This is a genomic window from Acinetobacter sp. 797_lipA (genome assembly GCF_058243025.1).
Map to the genome: position 1 here is coordinate 201,382 of NZ_JBZAYQ010000001.1, position 21,698 is coordinate 223,079.

The window sequence follows — 21,698 nt, forward strand, 5'->3', positions numbered from 1 at the left end:
AGGAGTATGGTTATGGATGAGAGACAAGTAGAACAGATTCTACAAAATCCCAAATTCAAGGAAATGGTTAGTCGTAAAAGTAAACTGAGCTGGACACTGACAACTATTATGTTGGTTGTATACGTTGGTTTCATGTTGTTGGTCGGCTACAACAAAGAATTTTTAATGACTTCAGTCAGTGGTGGGGTGACCACGATTGGCATGCCATTGGGTCTAAGCATTATTGTATTGTCTTTTGTTTTGTGTGGTGTTTATTCGTATATCTCGAATAACAAACTCGACGCATTAAATGAAGAAGCAATGCGTGAAGTTGAAGCCATTGCGCAAGAGAAAGGACAGCACTAATGAAATGGAATTCATTGAAAGCGCTTGCAGTCGCTGCTACAGCACTGTTGGCTTCGAGCCTAGCAGTTGCAGGCCCAGATTTGGGTGAGGCTCAACAACAAGCGACAAACTGGCATGCAATTATCATGTTCGGTATCTTTGTCGGATTTACTTTGCTCATCACCAAATGGGCGGCAAAACAAACCACCAACACTGCTGACTTCTACACAGCAGGTGGCGGGATCTCAGGTTTCCAAAATGGTTTAGCGATTGCGGGTGACTATATGTCCGCAGCGTCATTCTTGGGTATTTCCGCAATGGTTTTCAGTTCAGGCTTCGACGGCTTGCTGTATTCATTGGGTTTCATGGTGGGTTGGCCAATCGTATTGTTCTTGGTGGCTGAACGTCTACGTAACTTAGGTAAGTTCAACTTATCTGACGTAGTGTCATTCCGTTTAGCGGAAAAACCAGTACGTACGCTTGCAGCAGTAAGTTCATTGGTTGTCGTTGCATTCTATCTGATCGCTCAGATGGTGGGTGCAGGTCAGCTGATCAAACTGTTATTTGGTTTGAACTATAACATTGCTGTAGTAATTGTTGGTCTTCTGATGATGGCTTACGTGATCTTCGGTGGGATGTTGGCTACGACGTGGGTACAGATTATTAAAGCTGTCATGCTTTTGTCTGGCGCGACATTCATGGCTTTCATGGTGATGAAAGGCGTAGGCTTCAGCTTCTCTGAAATGTTCACGCAGTCAATTCAAGTTTTCTCTAAAGTACATGACATTTCTCTAGCCGAAGCGGGCAATATCATGGGCCCAGGTAAACTTGCAGCGAACCCAATTGATGCCATTTCTTTAGGTTTGGCATTAATGTTCGGTACAGCGGGTCTACCACACATCTTAATGCGTTTCTTTACCGTTAAAGATGCTAAAGAAGCACGTAAATCAGTGGTTGTAGCAACGGGTTTCATTGGTTACTTCTACCTTTTAACCTTCATCATTGGTTTTGGTGCGATCCTTTATGTATCGAACAACCCACAGTTCATTGATGTTGCGAAAATGGCCGTGACGGGCAAGCTAGAGCTTGTTGGTGGTAACAACATGGCAGCGGTTCACTTGTCTGATGCATTGGGCGGTGACTTGTTCATGGGCTTCATTTCAGCAGTGGCGTTCGCAACGATTCTTGCTGTTGTTGCAGGTCTGACCTTGTCAGGTGCTTCAGCAATCTCGCATGACTTGTACGCAAACGTATTCAAGAAAGGTCAAACGACTCCTGAATCTGAACTTCGTATGTCTAAAATCGCGACTTTAGGTCTTGCTATTTTTGCAATGATTTTAGGGATTCTGTTCGAGAAACAAAACGTTGCCTTCATGGTAGGTTTAGCATTCTCTGTAGCAGCATGTGCCAACTTCCCAGTGCTTGTACTGTCAATGTTCTGGAAAGGTTTAACCACACGTGGTGCGGTGATTGGTGGTGTGATTGGTCTAGCGACTGCAGTAACACTGATTATCTTATCTAAAGCCGTTTGGGTCGATACATTGGGCATTTCTGAAACCCCAGTAAACCCATTCAATGGTCCAGCAATCTTTGCAATGCCATTGGCGTTCTTCTGCTGCTGGTTGTTCTCTGTGACTGATAATTCAGCACGTGCACAAGCAGAACGTAAAGCATTTGATGCGCAGTATGTACGTTCACAAACAGGTATTGGTATCTCAGGTGCTTCAGATCACTAATCTGAACCTGAACTAAAAAAAGCCCCATTCACTGGGGCTTTTTTTATGGTGTTGACGCTCCTAACTGTGTCAGCTTTGTATATTGAAATGCATAGATCGTGACATTCAGTATTCAAGCAGTACTCAAATTGTTGGACAAAATGAATCGACTGACACGAATAAAAAGCATCGGTTTCAGTGGCTATTCATGCTAAGTTAAAAAGCGAGAACAAGAACCAATCAAACTTGGCTTTAAAAACAACAGGCTGCATATGCAAGTATTTGTCGAATTTTGGAAAGGTTTCCGTCTACTGCCTTCAGCATGGTTACTGCTGTTGCAATTTATTATGCTGATTTTGGCACTGTTGAGCGGCCATAGCTTGTCCTTACGTGTATTGGTTTGGGGCTTAGGTGTTTTGGTCCTGTTACTCATTGCCAAGGTCATTCGTCAAACTCCCGTGTTTACCATCCTCGGCTTGAGCTTTGTTGGTGGGGCATTGTTCTTTTCCTTACTGATTTTGCTGGGTGCGCGAGATCCAATGCTTTTGGTGATTAGTCATGCCTTTGAGGCGATGGCCTATTTTATTGCGGCCTATGGCTTGCTGCGCTATATGTTTGCAGACCGTTATTTGACCAAAGATGAGCTATTTGCTGCAGGGGCAGTGTTTACGCTTATTGCATGGGGTTTTGCCTTTTTATATAGCATTTGCCAGATTTTAGAACCCAATAGCTTTTTAAATCCCAATGTAGCGGGCGCACAGTCATGGCTCGAATTACTTTTTTTAAGTTTTAGTTTGCAGTCGGCGACAGGTTTGTCCGATCTAATGCCACTGACACCGCTGGCTCGTATGATTGCGATGTTACAGATGTTTTGTGGGGTGATGTATTTGGCTTTAGTCGTCTCACGCTTGATTGCCTTGCAGTATATTCAGCATCGACCGAATGATCATAAAGAGAATTAAACTGTTACAGGATTCGCACTGCCTTATTTTTAAACATAAATTATGATGGAACAGAATCGTTAAATTTTAAGCTATTCATTCTTCACTCTTTATTAGACTCGTCTAATTAACCATTTTGGTTATATCTTTGTACTAAAAATAATTTTCTGGGGGAATTATGCCTTCCATAAAGCCATCGCTGTTTGCAAACATCAAACGGAATGTATTTCTCAGCACTGTCGTGATTCTGGTGCTTTTTCTGGCCTTGATTCTTTTTGACCCAAGTGGTTTTGAGGCTTTAACCAAACATTTAAATCAATGGATTATTGACTCATTTAGCTGGTTTTACGTTTTATCTGTCGCGTTATTTCTGATCTTACTGATCTTTATTGCACTCTCCGATATGGGGAAAATCAAACTCGGCCCTGATCATAGTCTGCCTGAATATAGCAGTGGTTCTTGGTTCGCCATGCTGTTTACCGCAGGGATGGGGATTGGTTTGATGTTCTTCGGTGTCGCTGAACCCGTGATGCACTATGTCAACCCGCCCACGGGAGACGGGCAAACCGTAGATGCCGCACAACAAGCGATGCGGATCACCTTTTTCCACTGGGGATTACATGCATGGGCCATTTATGCGCTTGTGGGGTTGTCGCTCGCCTATTTCTCTTTCCGACATAATTTGCCTTTAAAGGTTCGCTCTGCTTTATATCCTTTGGTGGGCAAAAAAATCTATGGTGCAACGGGAGATGCGGTTGATACCTTTGCAACCTTAGGCACTATTTTCGGGGTTGCTACCACACTTGGTTTTGGGGTGACCCAAATTAATTCGGGACTGAATTATCTTTTTGGTATCCAGCAAAGTATTGGTATTCAGGTCGGGCTAATCATTTTTGTCACTTTTTTAGCTTCGCTCTCAGTCGGGTTTGGTTTGGACAAAGGCATTAAACGGCTGTCTGAATTGAACTTGGTGCTGGCAGTGGTTTTACTGTTATTTGTGTTTTTTGCCAGTTCTTCCATTTATATCTTACAAACCAGTAAGTATCAACTAAAAAGTAAACATGTATTCATTACCAAAACCCTTTGAAATCTGCCCAACCCAACGCTCTATTTGATCTGCCTTCATTACCTTAAAATCCCGCCAGTTATACTTCATCTGCTTCCAAACCATCTCAATTCTATTCAGCTCAGGACTATACGCAGGTAGAAAATACAAAGTCGTTGAATATTCTTGTACAAGAAGCTTGCGCCAATCTACCATCTGTTTGCTGCGATGAATCGAGGCATTGTCAACAATCAACACCAAAGGAACTTGATAGCTGCGTTTCACCTGTGCTGCTACACCCATCAAATAGGCATAAAACCAGCGACTGTTAACGGACTCCTGTAGGCAACTGGTGATCAGATGACCCGTTGACAGGAGACAACCCATCACATTAACTCGCTTTAGTCTTACAGCATCAACCGCATGAACATCGCCTATCTTTGTCCATGCATAACGGTTATCTGGCGTAGCCGAAAATCCTGTTTCGTCGACATAGCCCAATACAATTTCACCACGTGCCGCTTGCTCACGTAATGCTTCAATTTGCTGTTGCGCTTGTCCAAATGCGGTCGGGTCTCTTTTTTTTCAAGCTGTGGCGGGTGCGTTTGAAGACCATGCCTGAATCTCGCAAAAACTTGCGAATAGTTTCAACAGACACGGACACACCGTGTTTTTCATGCAGTTTGACTCGGATTTGTTCTGCATTGAGTGGGCTTGTGTTGACCCACTCTAAGATTTGAGCCTGATAGTTTGATGTCAGTGTATTGGGACGGCCTGAGCGATGACCTTCTTGAATCGATTCAAACTGATGTAGCTCCCAATGTCGGCGTTGTAGCCTTATGGTTTCTGGGATACGCTCTTGTAACGCAGCAACTTCGGCAACAGTTTTACCTTCGGAAAGCCAGAGAATAGTTTGGGCACGTTGTCTTTCACGCCAATGTGCTGCATGCTTGGTCAGGAGAATTAGTTGTGCACGCTGTTCTAAGCTGAGTGGGACGGTAACAATCCGTGGCATGTGCAAACATCGTTTAACCAAAAATGTCTTTTCGCATGTTTAGTTATTTTTGTCAACTTATTCAAAATGCAGGGCAATATGTATCTAATCTGTTCACGATGACCTTCAACCTGTATGCCTACCAACCCAATGGTTGGATTGGTGGTTGGACCATTATGTATTGGGCCTGGTGGATTTCATGGTCGCCTTTTGTTGGAATGTTTATTGCCCGAGTGTCTAAAGGTCGAACCATTCGCGAGTTCATTGTCGGGGTGTTGTTCATTCCAACAGGTTTTACCCTGATTTGGATGGGCTTCATGGGGAATGCAGCGCTGTTCAGTATTATTCAAGATGGGCACACTTCTTTAATCTCAGCGGTACAACAAGATTCATCCGTCGCACTGTTTGAATTTTTGACCCATTTACCTTTCTCTCAAATATCGAGCCTGATTGCGACCGTTCTGGTGGTGCTATTCTTTGTGACTTCTGCCGACTCAGGCTCATTGGTGATTGATTACTTAACCGCAGAAACAGAAAATTCACCCTTATGGCAACGATTGTTTTGGACCATTTTGATTGCGTTACTGTCGATTATCTTACTGATGGCAGGCGGACTTTCGGCCTTACAATCGGCCACAATTATGAGTGCCTTACCATTTACTTTGATTATGTTACTGGTCTGTTGGGGCTTAGTGAAAGCACTGCGTTTGGATGTCACCAAAATGCGTGCACTACAAGATGCGCGAATCACGCCACGTGCGATTCAAAATCCACGCAGTTGGCAACAGCGTCTAGGTCTGATTATGCATTATCCACATACTCAGTCTGAGGTTGAAGAATTCATTGGTCAGCAAGTACAACATGCATTTTCAGCGGTGCAAAAGGAATTTCAGCGCCGTCAGCTAGACGTGACCATCCAACCGATTGAGCATGGCTTACAGTTACGCGTAGATCACCATAATGAAATTAACTTCATCTATCAGGTGGTTGCCCGTGAAACCCAGCCACCTAGTTTTATGGCAGATCGACTTGAAGAACAGCAGTTTTATCAAGCTGAAGTTTTCTTAAGAGAAGGTGGGCAGAATTATGATGTAATGGATTGGACTTTAGATGATCTCTTGCAAGATATTATTGACCAATATGAGCGTCATTTACATTTTTTAAATTTAGTCAGAGCCACAAACTAAAAAAAGGACGCTTAAAGCGTCCTTTTTTCTATTCAGTTTCTAAATTGAATTAGAAGCGGAATTTAGCGTTTACGCCAACAGTTTGTGTATCGAGATTCTCAGTATTGTCTTTAGCGTTAGCATTTACATAGCTTGCGCCTACAGCAACTGCTGGAGTGATGAAGTAGTTAACGTTTGCACCCCAAGCTGAATCTGGAGTACCAGCAAAGCTTGATTCAACATAAGAAGCACCAACACTTAACGCAGGTGTTAAGTAAAGGTCAGTTTTAAGTTGGTAAGCGGTGTCTTCACCGTAAACAAGACCAGCTTCTAAGCCGAGCGCCATGTTTGTACCGTCGATGTTACCTACGTATTTAGTACGTGCAGTAATCGCATCTTGGTCGTCAGCAATAGTCGCTGCTTCGCCAAAAGTTTTAACTACACCATTGTTCATGATACCGAACGCATCAAGAGCAGTTTGGTCAGCAACGCTAGTATAACCTACAGCAACCAAGAAGTTTGGAGCAGCTAAAGCACCCACTTCAAGTGCATAACGGTCGCCATTGCCATCAGGCGTTTCGCTGTTTTTACCATCGAAATGTGTGTGGCTATAAGACGCACTTGCATATGCTGGAACTAATTTAGTAGGAATATACGCTTCTGCTTTAGCGCCGTAGTTGTGTGCGATGAAATCAGTACCGTCAGTGCCTAATTCAGCATAGTTATATGCCAAAGAAACATTTGAAGCTTGGTTTAAAAAAGCAGCTTCAGCTAAAGGACCTTTAGATGAATCAACATCTTTAAAGTAGAAAGTACCTTGTAAACCGCCAGTAAAATCTTTGTCATTTGCATCAGATGCATCGATGTATTCAGATTGACCTTGTACTTCGAATTGGTATGCTTGAGCACCGGTCATGGCTAATAATAAAGCAGTGGCTAAACCGAGTTTTTTCATGATATTTACCAGATTGTTAACATTGGATTAAACTAATGCTATTCTATTGTAACAATTTATTAAGTCAATGAGCTCTAATGGTATTATATTATTGAGTAATTACTCTAGATGTGTTAGAGGTTAAAAAGTGCTCAATTGAGTGTATCCATGTCAACCAAAAAAAACTTACAGCAGAACAATAGGGTATACCTATTTAGAAAACAGAGAATGCAGGAAAATGAATTGTACTGAACTTGATTTTTCATTGGTAAATTAGATTGAATATATAGATATAAACGGTAAAAAAGTTAAATAAGGTACCTCAAATATAGGCGTTTTTGTGTCCTAAATCTAAAAAACGCCTAAAATTAGCGCAAAAAGCTCGTTTTTTGCTTGCATAATGTACATATCCTCTGAGTATTTGTGATAATTTTCACGCTAATTATAGCGTTGTGTTAATCCATAATGCTTTAGTTGGCTTTACAAGTGAACGGATTTATTTCATAATGATTTTAGCGAATCATTTAACAATATTGTTGTTTTCTGAGAAGCTAATTCTCCTCAAACAGTTTTTGTTTATCTGCCCAACTTTCCCCAAGGTTGGGCTTTTTTTTATTTAAATTTTCGAGATCTTATTTTTTCTAATAAAAATCTATTGGAATTTAATGAACAATAATGGTGCGAATTTAAGGCTATATTTTTCATTAAAAACTTTTATTTGAGCAAAAAAAAACCAACTTCTAAAAGAGGTTGGATTTTTCCGCCAAAATTTGTGGGAAAATTAGAATATTTGCTGAGGATATACTCTAATTTGCCCCAATAATGTGCATTATGCACCTAAATGTTGCATGTGTAAATATAGGCACTTTAAAAAATGGGAATTAAAAATATTGAATGAAATTCACACTAAACATGAATATTATTAAGGATGGATTGACTCAGCTTTCATAGGTGAGTGAAAGTTTAGCTGTGATCATTTGGGGATGATGAAATCTTAAAACGATGCAAAACAAAGAATTAATCACTTAAATACACGATATACTGTTCGTATAATAAACAGTTAATTTAGTTTTCTTTTATTTGGGAATGGGGGCGTGGTTGAAGTATGCGAGAAATACGCTCTGAGTATTTGAGTCAAAAGCTGTATATTGCAATGAGCATTATTATTTTGTCATTGTGCAGCTTATCCATTCCGTTGATAGTTAAAAGTTATCGTGATTACAACAAAACCAACCAAGCTTTAACTGAAATACAAGCCTTACAGGCTGTTGCAGACTTGGCCAATAAGATTTCACGAGAGCGTGCGCCAGCCAACAAACTCATGTCGAGTAATCAACAAGACTTTGCCAAACACGTGCTTGAGTTAAAACTATATCGGCTCACGGTGGATGAGCAGATGCAAAAGACTTTAGAGGTTTTAAAGCATTCGAACCTCCCAAATTTAGACTTAAGTTTATTTGACCGTTTAGATGAAGCTTTAACGCAAGGCAGACAGCAGGTAGATGCTTATGCAGCTCTACCACGTGAGCAACGTAATGCCGAGACCATGGATCAAGCCATCCTAAAAATGTTCAATGCTTGGGATCGTAGTCATGATGTTTTAAAAGACGTAATCGCTGTATCTGAAGGCAAAGACACCGCTGTTTCAAACTTCTATGTCCAAATTTTATTATTAGCGGACTTACGCGATCAGGCTGGTCGTGCTGCATCCAATGTGATGGCGCATGTAGCTTTTAAACAACCGATTCCTGAAACCAATTTAGCGCGTTCTTTACAGACTCGGAAGCAAGTGATGTATTTGTGGGAACTCATTGATACCTTACAGCCCGAGCGTGATAAAACCGAAGAATTTAAAGTGCTGCATCAAGCGGTTTATAACGAGTTTTTAGCCAAAGGGCTATTGATTGTTGAACGCTTGATGAATGAAAGTATTTACCATCGACCGTACTATTTAACTGGGACACAGTTAACTGAAGCAATCGTTGATAAATTTTCGACCGTGGTGGAGTTGCAAAATTATTTACTCAAATATAGCGTTGAAAAAGCCATCATTGAAAAGCATAAAGCACAAAATATTTTGCTCACAACGGTGGGTATTTCACTCATTTCAATTTTTGCGGCACTGTTTACCATGATTTATGCGCGTAAGAGAGTGTTTAGTCCACTCATTCAAGCGCGTGAAATTTTGTTTGATTTATCCCATTCCAGTATTCGCCCCAACCCGATGGATACCAAAGATCAACCAGCCAATATGTATTCTTTATTTACAGCAATTCAGCAGTTAAAACAGACGCTTCAGCAGCGAGATGCGTTGGAGTTTCGACTCAAGAATATTGCGCATTTGGATTCATTAACCGGGGTTGCAAACCGTTATGCGTTGAATGAATACATTAAACTTTTGGAAAATCAGCCGACTCAGTTTTCGGAGACTTGTTTAATGGTGATCGACATTGATCATTTTAAACAGGTCAACGATGTATATGGACATCTGATGGGGGATCAGGTGATTCAGTTTGTGGCTGAAAAATTAAAAGAAAATATTCGGACATCTGACTTGTTGGTACGTTACGGTGGTGACGAATTTATTGTGCTGATTGAAAATGTTGGAATGGAGCGCGCTTTAAAAATTGCGGAAAAGATTCGTTCTGAGATTTATGAAGCGAAGTCGGTTGATAGCATACGTTGCCCTGATTTGAAAGTCAGTATTAGTATTGGGGTGGCAATTGGTGCGACCAGTTGGATGGCACTGTTAGAAAAAGCCGATCGTGCTTTGTTTCAAGCCAAAGAGCAGGGGAAAAATAAGGTTGTGGCTTATTCAGTCGATGAAGTGAATGAGTCATATTATATTTAAAAGAACTAGATCAAAATAAATAAGTAAATTAAATAACAGTACAAAAGAATAAATGAGGGGAAAATGGGAACAGGCTGTATTTTTTGTCAGATGACACGAAATGAAATATCTTGCCATATTATTGATAGTAATAATGACTACATGGCATTTTTAACAATTTTTCCGAATACGTTAGGTGCAGCTGTTGTAATCCCTAAAAAGCATTATTCAAGTTATGCTTTTGATTTGGATGATGATGTTTTAACTGGTTTGATGTTAGACCTCTTGCGAAAGTAAAAACCACCTCAATATAAATTTCATGAGATATCAGAAATTAAATCGTTTTTCAGATTCTGAATTCAAACGCTTGGTTGGCGTACCTCGACATGTTTTTACTGAAATGGTAGAGGTTTTAGAAAAAGCAGAATCACTCAAAAAGAAATCAGGTCGTCCTCATACTTTAGATATAGAGGATCAGTTGTTATTAACTCTCAATTACTTACGGAACTACAGCACTCAACTGGAATTAGCGGCAAATTACCATATCGCTGAAAGTAATGTGAATCGAACCATTAAAAAGGTTGAAGATGCATTGATGAAATCAAGACGTTTTACTCTGCCAAAACGAAGCATTACCACGGCAGACGAACACTTTAACTGGGTAATTATTGATGCGACAGAATGTTCAATAGAACGTCCGAAAAAAAAATCAGAGTAAATTCTACAGTGGTAAAAAGAAGAAATATACGCTAAAAGTACAAGTGATCTATCATCCGAACAGCAAACAAATCATAGGGCTAGATATATCGAATGGCAGTCAGCATGACATTAAATTGGCAAGAAAAACGGTTAAGAAATTCAAACATTGTGAATATGTTATGACTGATCTAGGGTACTACGGATTAGAGCAAGATGGCTTTAAATTATTGATGCCAATAAAGAAAAAGAAGAATTTACCTTTATTTGATGTTGAGAAAAAGTACAATAAAATGGTTGGAAAAATACGAGTTGTGATCGAACACATTAATAGTCAATTGAAAACATTTAGAATATTAAGTGAACGCTATCGAAATAGACGGAAAAGATTCGGCTTACGCATTAACTTAATTGCTGCACTCGTAAACCGGATAAACTTGCAATAATGACTTTCGCAGGAGATCTGTTATATACCAAGAAAGTTGCGAAAAAGTTAGATGGCTTTTTTGAAGATGTTGGGCGCACAGCAATGGTATTTGAAGGTTTTGGTGTAGATCATGTTCACGCTAAGTTATTTCCAATGCATGGTACTAAGCAAGTGCATGAAAACTGGCAAGCTGTGAACTCGAATGTCGATAAGTATTTTGACCAATACGAAGGTTATATTTCTTCACATGATTTTCAGCGAGCAGATGATAGAGAGTTGGCGAAGTTGGCTGAAAAGATTAGAGGGGAATAGGCTCTTTTACTTTCCACTGGGTAAAATGAAAAAACTATTTTTTGATTGTACTCAGTCCCTTGAGTATTCTAATACCTAAGAAGGTATCTAGAGCCGATCGAAAACAGACCCAATTGTTGGAATAAATAGTTTCTGATACATCTTAGTAGCATAATTATCCGTCATTCCTGCGATATAATCGCATATAACTCTATCTGAGAAATTTTCTTGAAGATATAAGTCATAAATATTCTTTGGTAATAATCTTGAAGGATTACTCTTTAATGTTTCAAATAATTTTAATACGATGATTTGCCCTTTGTATTCAAGTAATTGCACTTCAGGGGCTTGAATAACAGTTTCATAAACGAAGCCTTTAAGATCATTTAGTATCTCTTTCAAATTTGGCGGTAAAACGGCTTGTAGGCGTAAGAGTTCATTTTGAAAAACGGTATTCTCATTAATATAAATACTCGTTACCATGAGTCTTACTAATTTACTAATAGCGTGTTTTCTTGGTTTTTTACCAGGCTCAAAAAGCATATTTGTCAGAGACTGAATGCTATCAATATTTAAGGTCTTTAAATTTTCATAAGTAATTTTTTCATCTAAAAGAGTTTGAATTTTCTCTTGCCATAATTGTTTGGTTACTAGATTTAAAGCGATTGCATCTTCTAAATCATGAATTCCATATGCAATATCATCTGCAAGCTCCATAATTGAAGTATCAAAAGATTTATACTTTGTTTTATGGTGTTTGATATCATTACGATTGTCTTTATCGGCATCATATTCTATGGAACATTTTTGTATTGCTTGAAAGTTTTCTCTATCTTGTTTGTTAAAAGGAGCCAATATCCAAGATAAAATTTCAGTTTCCTCAGAATGAATGCATTTAGGCGGTTTGTAAGCGTCAAGATTTATACTATCCTTTGATGAGAATCTATCAATTTCTGAGTTATGTACGTTGGAATATATTGCTGGATATTTGACTAAACCCAATAAGGTTCTACGTGTTAAGTTGAGTCCATAATGATCATGAAACTCCCCTAGTTTAGTAACTATACGTAAAGTTTGCCCATTTCCTTTGAATCCACCATTGTCTTTCATACAATAATTTAAGGCTATTTCACCACCATGTCCAAAAGCAGGGTGACCTAAATCATGAGCTAAGCAGATAGATTCAATTAAGTGTAAGTCAGGTATAAAGTTTTCATAATTTTGATTCTTGTATTTATTTTTAAGACCTTCACAAATACCAGAACCTATTTGAGCTACTTCCATAGAATGTGTAAGGCGAGTCCGATAAAAATCACTGTCACCTAGACCTAAAACTTGAGTTTTTGCTTGAAGCCTTCTAAACGATGCGCTATGAATTATTCTAGCTCTATCTTGTGAATATGAAGATGCAAATCCATTATTATTAGTTATTTGAGCAGAGTCACTTAAACGAGAAAACCACAGTGTAGAATCTTGGGTAGTCATAAATTGGTATGATAAATAAGTTTTAATGGTGATTTATCATACCGCTATATTAAACTTATTGCATGTTATTTAAGCAACGGCTTCAAAAACTTCGCAGTATGTGAAACTTTAGATTTCACCACATGCTCAGGTGTACCTTCCGCAATAATCATCCCACCACCTGCACCACCTTCAGGGCCCAAATCAATCACCCAGTCAGCAGTTTTGATCACATCCAAATTATGCTCAATCACCACAATGGTATTGCCCTTATTACGAAGCTCATGGAGGATATCTAACAGTTTAGCAATGTCATGGAAATGTAGACCTGTAGTGGGTTCATCCAAGATATACAACGTTTTACCCGTATCACGTTTTGCCAATTCACGTGCTAATTTCACACGTTGCGCTTCACCACCTGACAGTGTCGTTGCAGACTGACCTAAACGAATATAGCCTAAACCGACTTGATTTAACGTTTCCAAACGACGGTGAATCACAGGAATCGCATCAAAGAAATGCATGGCATCTTCAACCGTCATATTCAGTACATCGGAAATATTCTTCCCTTTATACCCAACTTCTAAAGTTTCACGGTTATAGCGTTCACCATGACAGTTATCACACGGCACATACATATCAGGTAAAAAGTGCATAGCCACTTTGATCATGCCGTCACCTTCACAGGCTTCACAACGACCACCTTTCACGTTAAATGAGAAACGTCCCGCAGCATAACCACGTGCTTTGGCTTCAGGCGTTTGCGCAAACAATTCACGAATTGGGGTAAACAAACCCGTATACGTTGCAGGGTTAGAGCGAGGTGTACGACCAATCGGGCTTTGGTCAATATCAACCACTTTATCAAGGAATTGCAGACCATCAATCGAATCAAATTTCTCGGCCGTTAATGTCGTTGCACCATTAAGCTGTGTCGCTGCCAAAGGCAATAAAGTACGGTTAATCAGCGTAGATTTACCTGAACCAGACACACCAGTCACACAGGTCATCACACCCAAAGGAATAGTTAAATCCACATTTTGTAGGTTATGACCCGCAGCACCCATCAATTTAATTTGTTCTTCAGGCTTTGGCGGTTCAGTACGTTTTTTCGGTACTTCAATTTTCAGTTTGCCTGATAAATATTGACCTGTAAGTGATTCACTATTCGCAAGGATTTCATCATAAGTCCCTTCAGCAATCACATGACCACCATGAATACCAGCACCAGGACCAATATCGATAATATGATCTGCTGCACGAATCGCATCTTCATCATGCTCAACGACTAAAACGGTATTCCCCAAATCACGTAAGCGGACTAAGGTTTCCAATAGGCGATCATTATCACGTTGATGCAGACCAATCGATGGTTCATCGAGGACATACATCACACCCATCAAACCTGCGCCGATTTGCGAAGCCAAACGAATACGTTGCGCTTCACCACCAGACAATGTTTCTGCTGAACGAGAAAGGCTTAAATAATTCAGACCCACTGAAACTAAGAAATGTAAACGCTCACGGATTTCTTTAAAAATCTTATCGGCAATTTCGCCTTTTGCACCATCAAGATTTAAATCTTGATAATAACTTTCCGCATCACCAATCGACATTTTAGTAATTTGGGCAATGGTTTTGTCTTTAACCCGAACATGGCGTGAAATTTCATTCAGACGTGATCCACCGCAGGCATCACATGCCGCATTAGACAAATATTGTGCCAAATCATCACGAACATAGTTTGACTCTGTTTCACGATAGCGACGTTCTAAATGTGGCAAAATTCCTTCAAAAGGTTGCACACGATTATGTTTGCGACCCCGTTCGTCGATATAACTTAAATCAACTTTTTCTTTGCCAGTACCGTATAAAAATTTCTTTTTGGTGTCGGCATCCAATTCATTCCAAGGTGTATCCAAAGAAAAACCAAAATGTGCTGCCACTTTTTCAATCATGCTGTAGTAGTACGGACGTTGTCTGTCCCAACCACGAATCGCGCCTTGGCTAATAGAAACCTCAGGACTTGGAATGAGTTTTTCGGCACTAAAATGGCTACGGGTCCCTAAACCATCACAGGTTGGGCAGGCACCAAAGGGATTGTTAAATGAAAACAAACGCGGCTCAAGTTCTGCAACGGCACGGTCACATTCAGGACATGAGTGTTTAGCCGAAAAGACCCGATCTGGGTGTTCACCATTCATCCACGAGAGAATGGCAATATCACCGCCCAAACGTAGAGCAGTTTCAAAAGATTCTGCGATGCGGTTGCCGAGGTCATCACGGACTTTAAAACGATCCACCACCACTTCAATGGTGTGTTTTTTCTTTTTATCGAGTTCTGGAATTGGGTCGAGATCAACAATCTCACCATCGACGCGCGCCCTTACAAAACCTTGACTTTGTAGCTGTTCAAACAGGTTGGAATATTCGCCTTTACGCTCACGCACCACAGGTGCAAGCAGCATCAGCGCTGTTCCTTCATCCAATCCTTTTACGGCATCGACCATTTCCGATACGGTCTGTGCCACCATCGGCAAATCATGCTCTGGGCAAAATGGCGTGCCGACACGTGCGTAGAGCAGACGTAAATAGTCATAAATTTCGGTAATGGTACCTACCGTAGAACGTGGGTTATGGCTGGTTGACTTCTGTTCAATCGCAATGGCAGGGCTTAAACCTTCAATTGAGTCAACTTCAGGCTTTTCCATTTGTGACAAGAACTGGCGCGCATAGGCCGAAAGCGATTCGACATAACGACGCTGGCCTTCGGCGTACAGCGTATCAAATGCAAGCGATGACTTACCTGAACCAGAAAGTCCCGTGATCACCACGAATTTGTCGCGGGGAATATCAAGGTTCACATTTTTTAAGTTATGGGTACGTGCGCCTCGAATACGGATATGACTTTGGCTCATAAAACTATCTCGAAATTGTGCAGATGAAGGAGGTATATGATAACGACTTATGCTTTATTCAAGTGTTAAACATGATTTTATAGCGACAAATCATGTCGGCCAAAAGAAAATTGATGCTGCTAGACTGTAGCTAGATTTCAGTGTTGAAACAAGTCTCAAGCTATCGATATTGGCTGCGACTGAAGACAGAAAGGTATTTATAAGTTCCCTAAAAAAGAGAGGATCACCCATTCGGCGCAGAGCAAAAGTTGTATCATGGTTGTGCTATTTTTGGTTTGCCATACGCCTTCAGGGATAGAGTGTTGTTGTGGTTGCAGCATTTAGCATGCTAGCGCATAAGGACGTTCAAAGATTGAATCGACCGTCTCAAAAGCAAAGGGACGGATAATGTCATGATGGAGACGGGCATAGAAATTGACTTCATGCTCAAGAGTTTGTAAGAAGGCGTCGTAGTCATCTTCAAAGTCTGGCAGGTCGAGTAAGTCTTGTTCTCGACTTAAAACGCAATGATATTTTTTAATAAAAGCCAACATCAATTTTTGAATATGTGGATTGGTATAATAAATGAGATAGGTCGCGGCAGAACCGCAGTGTAAACAGCCTTTTTCAAGGTAAATTTCTTCGTTATTCAGCCAGCAACATTGTACGGTAAAAAATGCACGAATGGCTTCAGTACCTAGAGTATCAGGATGCATGAGAACGGCCCTCGAAAGTTAATTATATAAATGATAATTATTATCATTATTGGAGTTTAGTTTTAAATGCTTAAAATAGCAATCGCGCCTTCTGAAAAAATACGATATTCGGTCAATAAAAAAGCCCTGAAGGGTTCAGGGCTTTTTGGATCATTTTCGCTTTTAAGCGTGGTCTAAACCGAGCCATTGCTGCTGTTTATAAGCGCTGTCCCAGAACAACCATTCCAGTTCAGCCCCTTTACGGTAGGCTTTATGCATTTTCTCAATGGTATCCGCATCGCAACGTGCAGCCACTTTATCGATGGTTGCAATTACATTACGTACCGCTTGGTTGAATTCTTCCCCCGCGTAAGTATCAATCCACGCTTGGTACGGGTTGTTGGCGATAGAGTTACCCACAATGTCTTTACCGACTTCAGCATAAATCCAAAAACAAGGTAAGAGTGCTGCTAACACTACAGGGTAGCTTTCAGACCATGCTGTTGCCGTTAGAAATGAAGTGTAATGGTGACATGCTAAAGTTAGCGGTGTTTCTTCAAACTGCTGCTTTGAAATATCAAAATTTTTCATAAAGCCATCATGTAAACTGCGTTCCACCACAATCGCTTCTTTAGCCCCTTGGCTAAACTGAATAATGTCGTCAGCCTCATACGCTTTGGCACCACACACCGCTAAAGCACGACCATAAGCCACCAAGTAGTGCGCATCTTGAATCACATAATGGCAAAACGCTTCTTTATTAAGTGTGCCTGAAGCCAATTCTTGGTTAAAAGGTAAAGCCAGTGTTTTTTGATATAAGTCGACATTACGTTGCCAAACGTCTTGGGAAAAGGCCATGATTAGATCCTGAGGGAAGCCAAAATATGGGCAAGACTATAACAACAGTTTACGCGGAACAACAATCCATCTCCGTACATCGGTGAGATAAGTAAAAATTAACGAAGATGTTTTGGTTTCAGGCGCAAAAAGCGTCATAATTGCGGCCATAAAACTCAACCTGTTTTTTAAGTTTTCGTTCATCTCCAAATTTTTTTATAGGTCGATCTGTCATGATGAAACATTTTGGTTTCTCTATCATTTTTACGATCGTGTGTCTTGCGTTGTCTGCGTACTGGGGTTTTACCCATGGACCAGAAGCGGGCTTAAAGACCATGTTTACTGCTTTGACCATCACTGCAATTTTAGCGGTGATGGAGGTCTCGTTATCTTTTGATAATGCCGTTGTCAATGCATCTGTGTTACGAGGTTGGGATCATTTTTGGAAAATGTTATTCCTTACCGTGGGTATTTTAGTCGCTGTATTTGGTATGCGTTTAATCTTCCCTGTCGCAATTGTGGCGGTAACTGCAGATATGGGCTTCGTTGAAGTTGTTCAATTGGCTTTAAATGATCCAAAAACCTACTCACAACGTCTGATGGATCACCACCCTGAAATAGCTGCATTTGGTGGCGCGTTCTTATTGTTAGTGTTTCTTAACTTCTTTTTGGATGAAGGTAAAGATACGCACTGGTTCCGTTGGTTGGAGCGCCGTTTGGCGAACTTGGCTAATGTTCCTGCAATGTCAGTCTTCCTTGCACTGATTGCACTTTTGGTGATGGCGGCTAATGTCGATGAAGCTAAACGTCTCGTGGTGACCATGGCGGGAATCTGGGGCATCGTGGTTTACATTGGCGTACAAGTCTTGAGTCATTTGTTGGGTGGTGAACCTGAAGTTGATGAAGACGGCAATGCAGTTACACATGATGCCAATGGCGCAACCACGGGTGTGGTCAAAGCAGGTATTGGTGGTTTCTTATACCTAGAAGTACTTGATGCATCGTTCAGTTTTGATGGCGTAATTGGCGCGTTTGCCATTACTTCCGATGTCGTGATTATTATGTTGGGTCTCGCGATTGGTGCGATTTTCGTGCGTTCGATGACGATTTACTTGGTAGAAAAAGGGACTTTGGATGCCTATGTCTTCCTTGAGCATGGTGCACACTACGCCATTGGTGCTTTAGCATTCATTATGCTGGCAAGTGGTACAGGTCTACATGTACCAGAAGTTGTCACGGGTTTAATTGGTGTGGCCTTTATTGTTTGGGCAGTTATTGCTTCTATTCAATACAAAAAACATCAAGCCGCTTAAAGCAGATTGCTTTAAACCGCAGAAAAGCGCAGCTCAGGCTGCGCTTTTTGTTTTTCAGATTAGGAAGGCTTTTATTAAACATAAAATTCATGCCGCTAGTCGGATTGAATAGCCTATAATCTTGATCCAAGATTAATTCAATACAGTCTGTCCTCGTTTATGATGAATGCTTTAGAACGTCGTTCAACTTTTGCCTTAAGCAGTATTTTTGCCTTACGCATGTTGGGTTTGTTCATGATCATCCCTGTATTTTCTGTGGCAGGGCAGACCTATGAATATGCAACGCCTGCGCTGCTCGGTTTGGCTGTGGGGATTTATGGTTTAACACAGGCTATTTTACAGATTCCTTTCAGCTTGATTGCTGACCGTTATAGTCGTAAGCCCTTGGTGGTTTTTGGGCTACTTCTGTTTGCTTTGGGTGGTGCAATTGCCGCGATGTCAGACACCATTTATGGGGTGATTATTGGTCGTGCCATTGCGGGTGGTGGAGCAGTGTCTGCAGTGGTGATGGCACTACTGGCGGATGTGACCCGTGAAGAAAACCGCATGAAAGCCATGGCAACCATGGGCATGAGTATCGGGGTTTCTTTTGCTGTAGCTTTTAGTTTGGGGCCGTGGCTTACCGGTTTAGTAGGGATTTCAGGATTATTCTGGGTAACGACCATCATGGGTTTGGCGGCCATTTCGATGTTGTTTTTGGTGCCAAAAGTCACCCGCCATCATCGTAATTATCAGCAAGGCTATTTGGCTCAGCTCAAACAAGTCTTAAAAATGGGCGATCTGAACCGTCTGCATGTATCGGTGTTTAGCTTACATTTATTGCTGACGGCAATGTTTATTTATGTCCCATCGCAACTCATCGACTTTGCAAAAATTCCACTAAATTCGCATGGCTGGGTGTATTTACCGCTGTTGGTAGTTAGCCTATTTTTTGCCTTTCCAAGTATTGTGTTGGCTGAAAAATATCGCAAGATGCGAGGCATCTTTTTAACGGCTATTGGCGGCATTATTTTAGGCTTAGGCATCCTAATTTTTGGCTTTGAGTCGAAGTATATTTTGCTGACAGGTTTGGGTTTATTCTTTATTGCCTTTAATGTCATGGAAGCGTTGTTGCCGTCATGGTTATCGAAAGCTGCACCGATTCAGTCCAAAGCGACTGCGATGGGCGTCAATGCTAGTAGCCAGTTTTTAGGCGCATTCTTTGGTGGTGTCACAGGTGGTCAGTTGTTGTTGTTAAACAATACTGCCTTGGGTTGGAGCATCCTGACTGGACTTGCGATTGTTTGGTTATTGATTAGTTTTGGCTTGGCACAACCACGTTATTTGTCTTCGATGGTATTGCGTTTACCTGAGCATAAACAAACGGACGAATGGACTTCACAGCTTTTAGCGATTCGTGGTATTGAAGAGGTCGTGGTGATGTCTGATCAGCAAGTAGCGTATGTAAAAGTCGATAAGCAGCAAATAGATGATGCTACGCGACAAGATTTAACGCAGTTGTTGGGGAAAGAGGTAGCCATTTAAGCATAACTCTTATAAAGTAAATAATAGAAATAGATAGGAAGTAAACATCAGATGCGCGGTGTAAATAAAGTTATTTTAGTGGGCACATTAGGCCGAGATCCAGAGACGAAAACTTTCCCAAATGGTGGTTCGTTGACCCAGTTTTCAATTGCCACGAGCGATTCTTGGACAGACAAAAGCACAGGTGAGCGTAAAGAGCAAACCGAATGGCACCGTATTGTGTTACACAACCGTCTAGGTGAAATTGCGCAACAATACCTACGTAAAGGTTCGAAAGTTTATATTGAAGGTTCACTGCGTACTCGTCAGTGGACAGATCAAAATGGTCAAGAACGTTACACCACAGAAATTCGTGGTGAGCAAATGCAGATGCTCGACAACAACCGTCAGCAAGGTGAGCAAATGCAAGGCGGAAATGATGGTTATGCACAACCACGTTTCAACAATAACCAAGGTGGTGGTTATAACAATAACAACAACCAAGGCGGTTATGGCGGCAATCCTGCAGCAGGTAATAGCAACAATCAACAAAGTGGTTATGCGAACAATAACCCAAGCGGTTTTGCACCAAAGGCGGCTCCTCAGTCAGCGCCTGCGGCAGCACCAGCAGATATGGATGATGATCTTCCGTTCTAACTTGTTAAGTTATTTAAGATAATTTTGTTTTAAATTTATTTTAAATTAATTACTTAAACAGAAAAATAGCTTCTTTTATGTTGTAAATAAGAGAGGCTATTTTTTAAACTATAGAAAATAGACCTCTTGCGAAAGTATCGTTTTGCCTAATTTTTGAATTGGCTAAAACCTTATTAAATGTAGCTTTAGGCTGTTTAAATTTTGACTAACGCAATAGGTCTAATGTTAAGTGGCTTTGTTGCACAAAGATTTCATAACTATATGATTTTAAAAGTTTTGATTATTTTTTGATCCAAAATTAAATTTATTTAAATCAGATGCTTACATATTTATGCAACAAAGCCCATATGGATACTGCAACTTATAGTAAAACTAATATGAGCAAAGTCATATTAGTGGGCACATTAGGCCGAGATCCAGAGACGAAAACTTTTCCAAACGGTGGTTCGTTGACCCAGTTTTCAATTGCAACGAGCGACTCTTGGACAGACAAAAGCACAGGTGAGCGTAAAGAGCAAACCGAATGGCACCGTATTGTGTTACACAACCGTCTAGGTGAAATTGCGCAACAATACCTACGTAAAGGTTCGAAAGTTTATATTGAAGGTTCACTGCGTACTCGTCAGTGGACAGATCAAAATGGTCAAGAACGCTACACCACAGAAATTCGTGGTGAGCAAATGCAGATGCTCGACAACAACCGTCAGCAAGGCGAGCAAATGCAAGGCGGAAATGATGGTTATGCACAACCACGTTTCAACAATAACCAAGGTGGTGGTTATAACAATAACAACAACCAAGGCGGTTATGGCGGCAATCCTGCAGCGGGCAATAGCAACAACCAACAAAGTGGTTATGCGAACAATAACCCAAGCGGTTTTGCACCAAAGGCGGCTCCTCAGTCAGCGCCTGCGGCAGCACCAGCAGATATGGATGATGATCTTCCATTCTGATTTGTATAATATCTAA

The 21,698-nt window shown here is 40.7% G+C and carries 17 protein-coding genes and 3 pseudogenes; 13 read left to right on the forward strand and 7 right to left on the reverse strand.

The genetic code is table 11. The annotated features are described in order from the left end of the window. The first annotated feature begins 12 nt into the window (after nucleotides 1-12). The 4 genes and pseudogenes from AC4CU2_RS00880 to AC4CU2_RS00895 all read left to right on the forward strand — a co-directional run. Nucleotides 13-345: a DUF485 domain-containing protein gene (locus tag AC4CU2_RS00880; protein WP_004691685.1), complete on the forward strand. Its 333-nt coding sequence runs from the start codon at nucleotides 13-15 to the stop codon at nucleotides 343-345. After that, the gene (locus AC4CU2_RS00885) at nucleotides 345-2,060 is read left to right on the forward strand and encodes a cation acetate symporter (protein ID WP_490768152.1); all 1,716 of its coding nucleotides are present in this window, start codon (nucleotides 345-347) and stop codon (nucleotides 2,058-2,060) included. The genes AC4CU2_RS00880 and AC4CU2_RS00885 overlap by 1 nt, the downstream gene beginning before the upstream one ends. 251 nt (nucleotides 2,061-2,311) lie before the next feature. Further along, nucleotides 2,312-3,001 (forward strand): ion channel, encoded by a 690-nt coding sequence (locus AC4CU2_RS00890; protein ID WP_490768153.1) that lies wholly within the window; start codon nucleotides 2,312-2,314, stop codon nucleotides 2,999-3,001. A gap of 157 nt (nucleotides 3,002-3,158) precedes the next feature. Continuing rightward, nucleotides 3,159-4,019 (forward strand): annotated as a pseudogene (locus AC4CU2_RS00895) (BCCT family transporter); the annotation flags it as partial. 9 nt (nucleotides 4,020-4,028) lie between these two features. Here the strand turns inward: AC4CU2_RS00895 and AC4CU2_RS00900 are convergent. Together AC4CU2_RS00900 and AC4CU2_RS00905 are read right to left on the reverse strand one after the other, a co-directional pair. After that, nucleotides 4,029-4,568: an IS630 family transposase gene (locus AC4CU2_RS00900; RefSeq protein WP_126038012.1), complete on the reverse strand. Its 540-nt coding sequence runs from the start codon at nucleotides 4,566-4,568 to the stop codon at nucleotides 4,029-4,031. Further along, on the reverse strand, nucleotides 4,564-5,040 hold the full coding sequence (locus tag AC4CU2_RS00905; protein WP_005262470.1) for a helix-turn-helix domain-containing protein: 477 nt from the start codon (nucleotides 5,038-5,040) through the stop codon (nucleotides 4,564-4,566). The genes AC4CU2_RS00900 and AC4CU2_RS00905 overlap by 5 nt, the downstream gene beginning before the upstream one ends. 59 nt (nucleotides 5,041-5,099) lie before the next feature. Here AC4CU2_RS00905 and AC4CU2_RS00910 point away from each other — a divergent pair. Then, nucleotides 5,100-6,206, forward strand: a pseudogene (locus tag AC4CU2_RS00910) (glycine betaine transporter); the annotation flags it as partial. Between the two features lie 49 nt (nucleotides 6,207-6,255). Here AC4CU2_RS00910 and omp33-36 read toward each other — a convergent pair. Then, a complete protein-coding gene (gene omp33-36 / locus AC4CU2_RS00915; protein ID WP_490768154.1) occupies nucleotides 6,256-7,140 on the reverse strand; it encodes a porin Omp33-36 in 885 nt (294 codons plus the stop codon). A 1,084-nt stretch (nucleotides 7,141-8,224) separates the two neighbouring features. Between omp33-36 and AC4CU2_RS00920 the strand changes: the two genes are divergently transcribed. The 4 genes and pseudogenes from AC4CU2_RS00920 to AC4CU2_RS00935 all read left to right on the forward strand — a co-directional run. Beyond that, a complete protein-coding gene (locus AC4CU2_RS00920) occupies nucleotides 8,225-9,970 on the forward strand; it encodes a GGDEF domain-containing protein (protein WP_078388336.1) in 1,746 nt (581 codons plus the stop codon). 63 nt (nucleotides 9,971-10,033) lie between these two features. Then, nucleotides 10,034-10,246: an HIT family protein gene (locus AC4CU2_RS00925; protein WP_419282953.1), complete on the forward strand. Its 213-nt coding sequence runs from the start codon at nucleotides 10,034-10,036 to the stop codon at nucleotides 10,244-10,246. Nucleotides 10,247-10,268: 22 nt separating this feature from the next. Continuing rightward, a protein-coding gene (locus AC4CU2_RS00930; protein WP_094148576.1) for an IS5 family transposase occupies nucleotides 10,269-11,091 on the forward strand; the annotation gives its coding sequence in 2 pieces (ribosomal slippage) (nucleotides 10,269-10,649 and nucleotides 10,651-11,091; 822 coding nt in all). A gap of 11 nt (nucleotides 11,092-11,102) precedes the next feature. After that, nucleotides 11,103-11,384, forward strand: a pseudogene (locus AC4CU2_RS00935) (diadenosine tetraphosphate hydrolase); the annotation flags it as partial. Nucleotides 11,385-11,471: 87 nt separating this feature from the next. Here the strand turns inward: AC4CU2_RS00935 and AC4CU2_RS00940 are convergent. The 4 genes from AC4CU2_RS00940 to tenA form a co-directional block, all read right to left on the reverse strand. Further along, on the reverse strand, nucleotides 11,472-12,848 hold the full coding sequence (locus AC4CU2_RS00940; RefSeq protein ID WP_419282745.1) for an anti-phage deoxyguanosine triphosphatase: 1,377 nt from the start codon (nucleotides 12,846-12,848) through the stop codon (nucleotides 11,472-11,474). Nucleotides 12,849-12,913: 65 nt separating this feature from the next. Continuing rightward, on the reverse strand, nucleotides 12,914-15,745 hold the full coding sequence (gene uvrA, locus AC4CU2_RS00945; protein ID WP_490768155.1) for an excinuclease ABC subunit UvrA: 2,832 nt from the start codon (nucleotides 15,743-15,745) through the stop codon (nucleotides 12,914-12,916). Between the two features lie 320 nt (nucleotides 15,746-16,065). After that, the gene (locus tag AC4CU2_RS00950) at nucleotides 16,066-16,440 is read right to left on the reverse strand and encodes a hypothetical protein (protein WP_058870673.1); all 375 of its coding nucleotides are present in this window, start codon (nucleotides 16,438-16,440) and stop codon (nucleotides 16,066-16,068) included. A gap of 162 nt (nucleotides 16,441-16,602) precedes the next feature. Beyond that, nucleotides 16,603-17,277, reverse strand: a complete 675-nt coding sequence (gene tenA / locus AC4CU2_RS00955; RefSeq protein ID WP_004691671.1) for a thiaminase II — start codon at nucleotides 17,275-17,277, stop codon at nucleotides 16,603-16,605. A gap of 212 nt (nucleotides 17,278-17,489) precedes the next feature. On the opposite strand from tenA, the gene AC4CU2_RS00960 reads away from it, so the two are divergent. The 4 genes from AC4CU2_RS00960 (at nucleotide 17,490) to ssb (AC4CU2_RS00975) (ending at nucleotide 21,682) form a co-directional block, all read left to right on the forward strand. Beyond that, nucleotides 17,490-18,569: a DUF475 domain-containing protein gene (locus AC4CU2_RS00960; RefSeq protein WP_058952492.1), complete on the forward strand. Its 1,080-nt coding sequence runs from the start codon at nucleotides 17,490-17,492 to the stop codon at nucleotides 18,567-18,569. A gap of 159 nt (nucleotides 18,570-18,728) precedes the next feature. Then, nucleotides 18,729-20,093 (forward strand): MFS transporter, encoded by a 1,365-nt coding sequence (locus AC4CU2_RS00965; protein ID WP_005401546.1) that lies wholly within the window; start codon nucleotides 18,729-18,731, stop codon nucleotides 20,091-20,093. A 51-nt stretch (nucleotides 20,094-20,144) separates the two neighbouring features. After that, nucleotides 20,145-20,729 carry a single-stranded DNA-binding protein gene (ssb, locus tag AC4CU2_RS00970; protein WP_004691666.1) on the forward strand — a complete coding sequence of 195 codons (585 nt, stop codon included), beginning with the start codon at nucleotides 20,145-20,147 and terminating at the stop codon, nucleotides 20,727-20,729. Between the two features lie 347 nt (nucleotides 20,730-21,076). Further along, nucleotides 21,077-21,682 (forward strand): single-stranded DNA-binding protein, encoded by a 606-nt coding sequence (gene ssb / locus AC4CU2_RS00975; RefSeq protein ID WP_406935379.1) that lies wholly within the window; start codon nucleotides 21,077-21,079, stop codon nucleotides 21,680-21,682. Nucleotides 21,683-21,698 lie beyond the last annotated feature (16 nt).

Excerpts from the sequence above, each read along its gene's own strand:
- AC4CU2_RS00880 (WP_004691685.1), top strand. The coding sequence starts at position 13 with ATGGATGAGAGACAAGTAGAACAGATTCTACAAAATCCCAAATTCAAG.
- AC4CU2_RS00885 (WP_490768152.1), top strand. The coding sequence starts at position 345 with ATGAAATGGAATTCATTGAAAGCGCTTGCAGTCGCTGCTACAGCACTG.
- AC4CU2_RS00890 (WP_490768153.1), top strand. The coding sequence starts at position 2,312 with ATGCAAGTATTTGTCGAATTTTGGAAAGGTTTCCGTCTACTGCCTTCA.
- AC4CU2_RS00905 (WP_005262470.1), bottom strand. The coding sequence starts at position 5,040 with ATGCCACGGATTGTTACCGTCCCACTCAGCTTAGAACAGCGTGCACAA.
- omp33-36 (WP_490768154.1), bottom strand. The coding sequence starts at position 7,140 with ATGAAAAAACTCGGTTTAGCCACTGCTTTATTATTAGCCATGACCGGT.
- AC4CU2_RS00920 (WP_078388336.1), top strand. The coding sequence starts at position 8,225 with ATGCGAGAAATACGCTCTGAGTATTTGAGTCAAAAGCTGTATATTGCA.
- AC4CU2_RS00925 (WP_419282953.1), top strand. The coding sequence starts at position 10,034 with ATGGGAACAGGCTGTATTTTTTGTCAGATGACACGAAATGAAATATCT.
- AC4CU2_RS00940 (WP_419282745.1), bottom strand. The coding sequence starts at position 12,848 with ATGACTACCCAAGATTCTACACTGTGGTTTTCTCGTTTAAGTGACTCT.
- uvrA (WP_490768155.1), bottom strand. The coding sequence starts at position 15,745 with ATGAGCCAAAGTCATATCCGTATTCGAGGCGCACGTACCCATAACTTA.
- AC4CU2_RS00950 (WP_058870673.1), bottom strand. The coding sequence starts at position 16,440 with ATGCATCCTGATACTCTAGGTACTGAAGCCATTCGTGCATTTTTTACC.
- tenA (WP_004691671.1), bottom strand. The coding sequence starts at position 17,277 with ATGGCCTTTTCCCAAGACGTTTGGCAACGTAATGTCGACTTATATCAA.
- AC4CU2_RS00960 (WP_058952492.1), top strand. The coding sequence starts at position 17,490 with ATGATGAAACATTTTGGTTTCTCTATCATTTTTACGATCGTGTGTCTT.
- AC4CU2_RS00965 (WP_005401546.1), top strand. The coding sequence starts at position 18,729 with ATGATGAATGCTTTAGAACGTCGTTCAACTTTTGCCTTAAGCAGTATT.
- ssb (WP_004691666.1), top strand. The coding sequence starts at position 20,145 with ATGCGCGGTGTAAATAAAGTTATTTTAGTGGGCACATTAGGCCGAGAT.
- ssb (WP_406935379.1), top strand. The coding sequence starts at position 21,077 with ATGGATACTGCAACTTATAGTAAAACTAATATGAGCAAAGTCATATTA.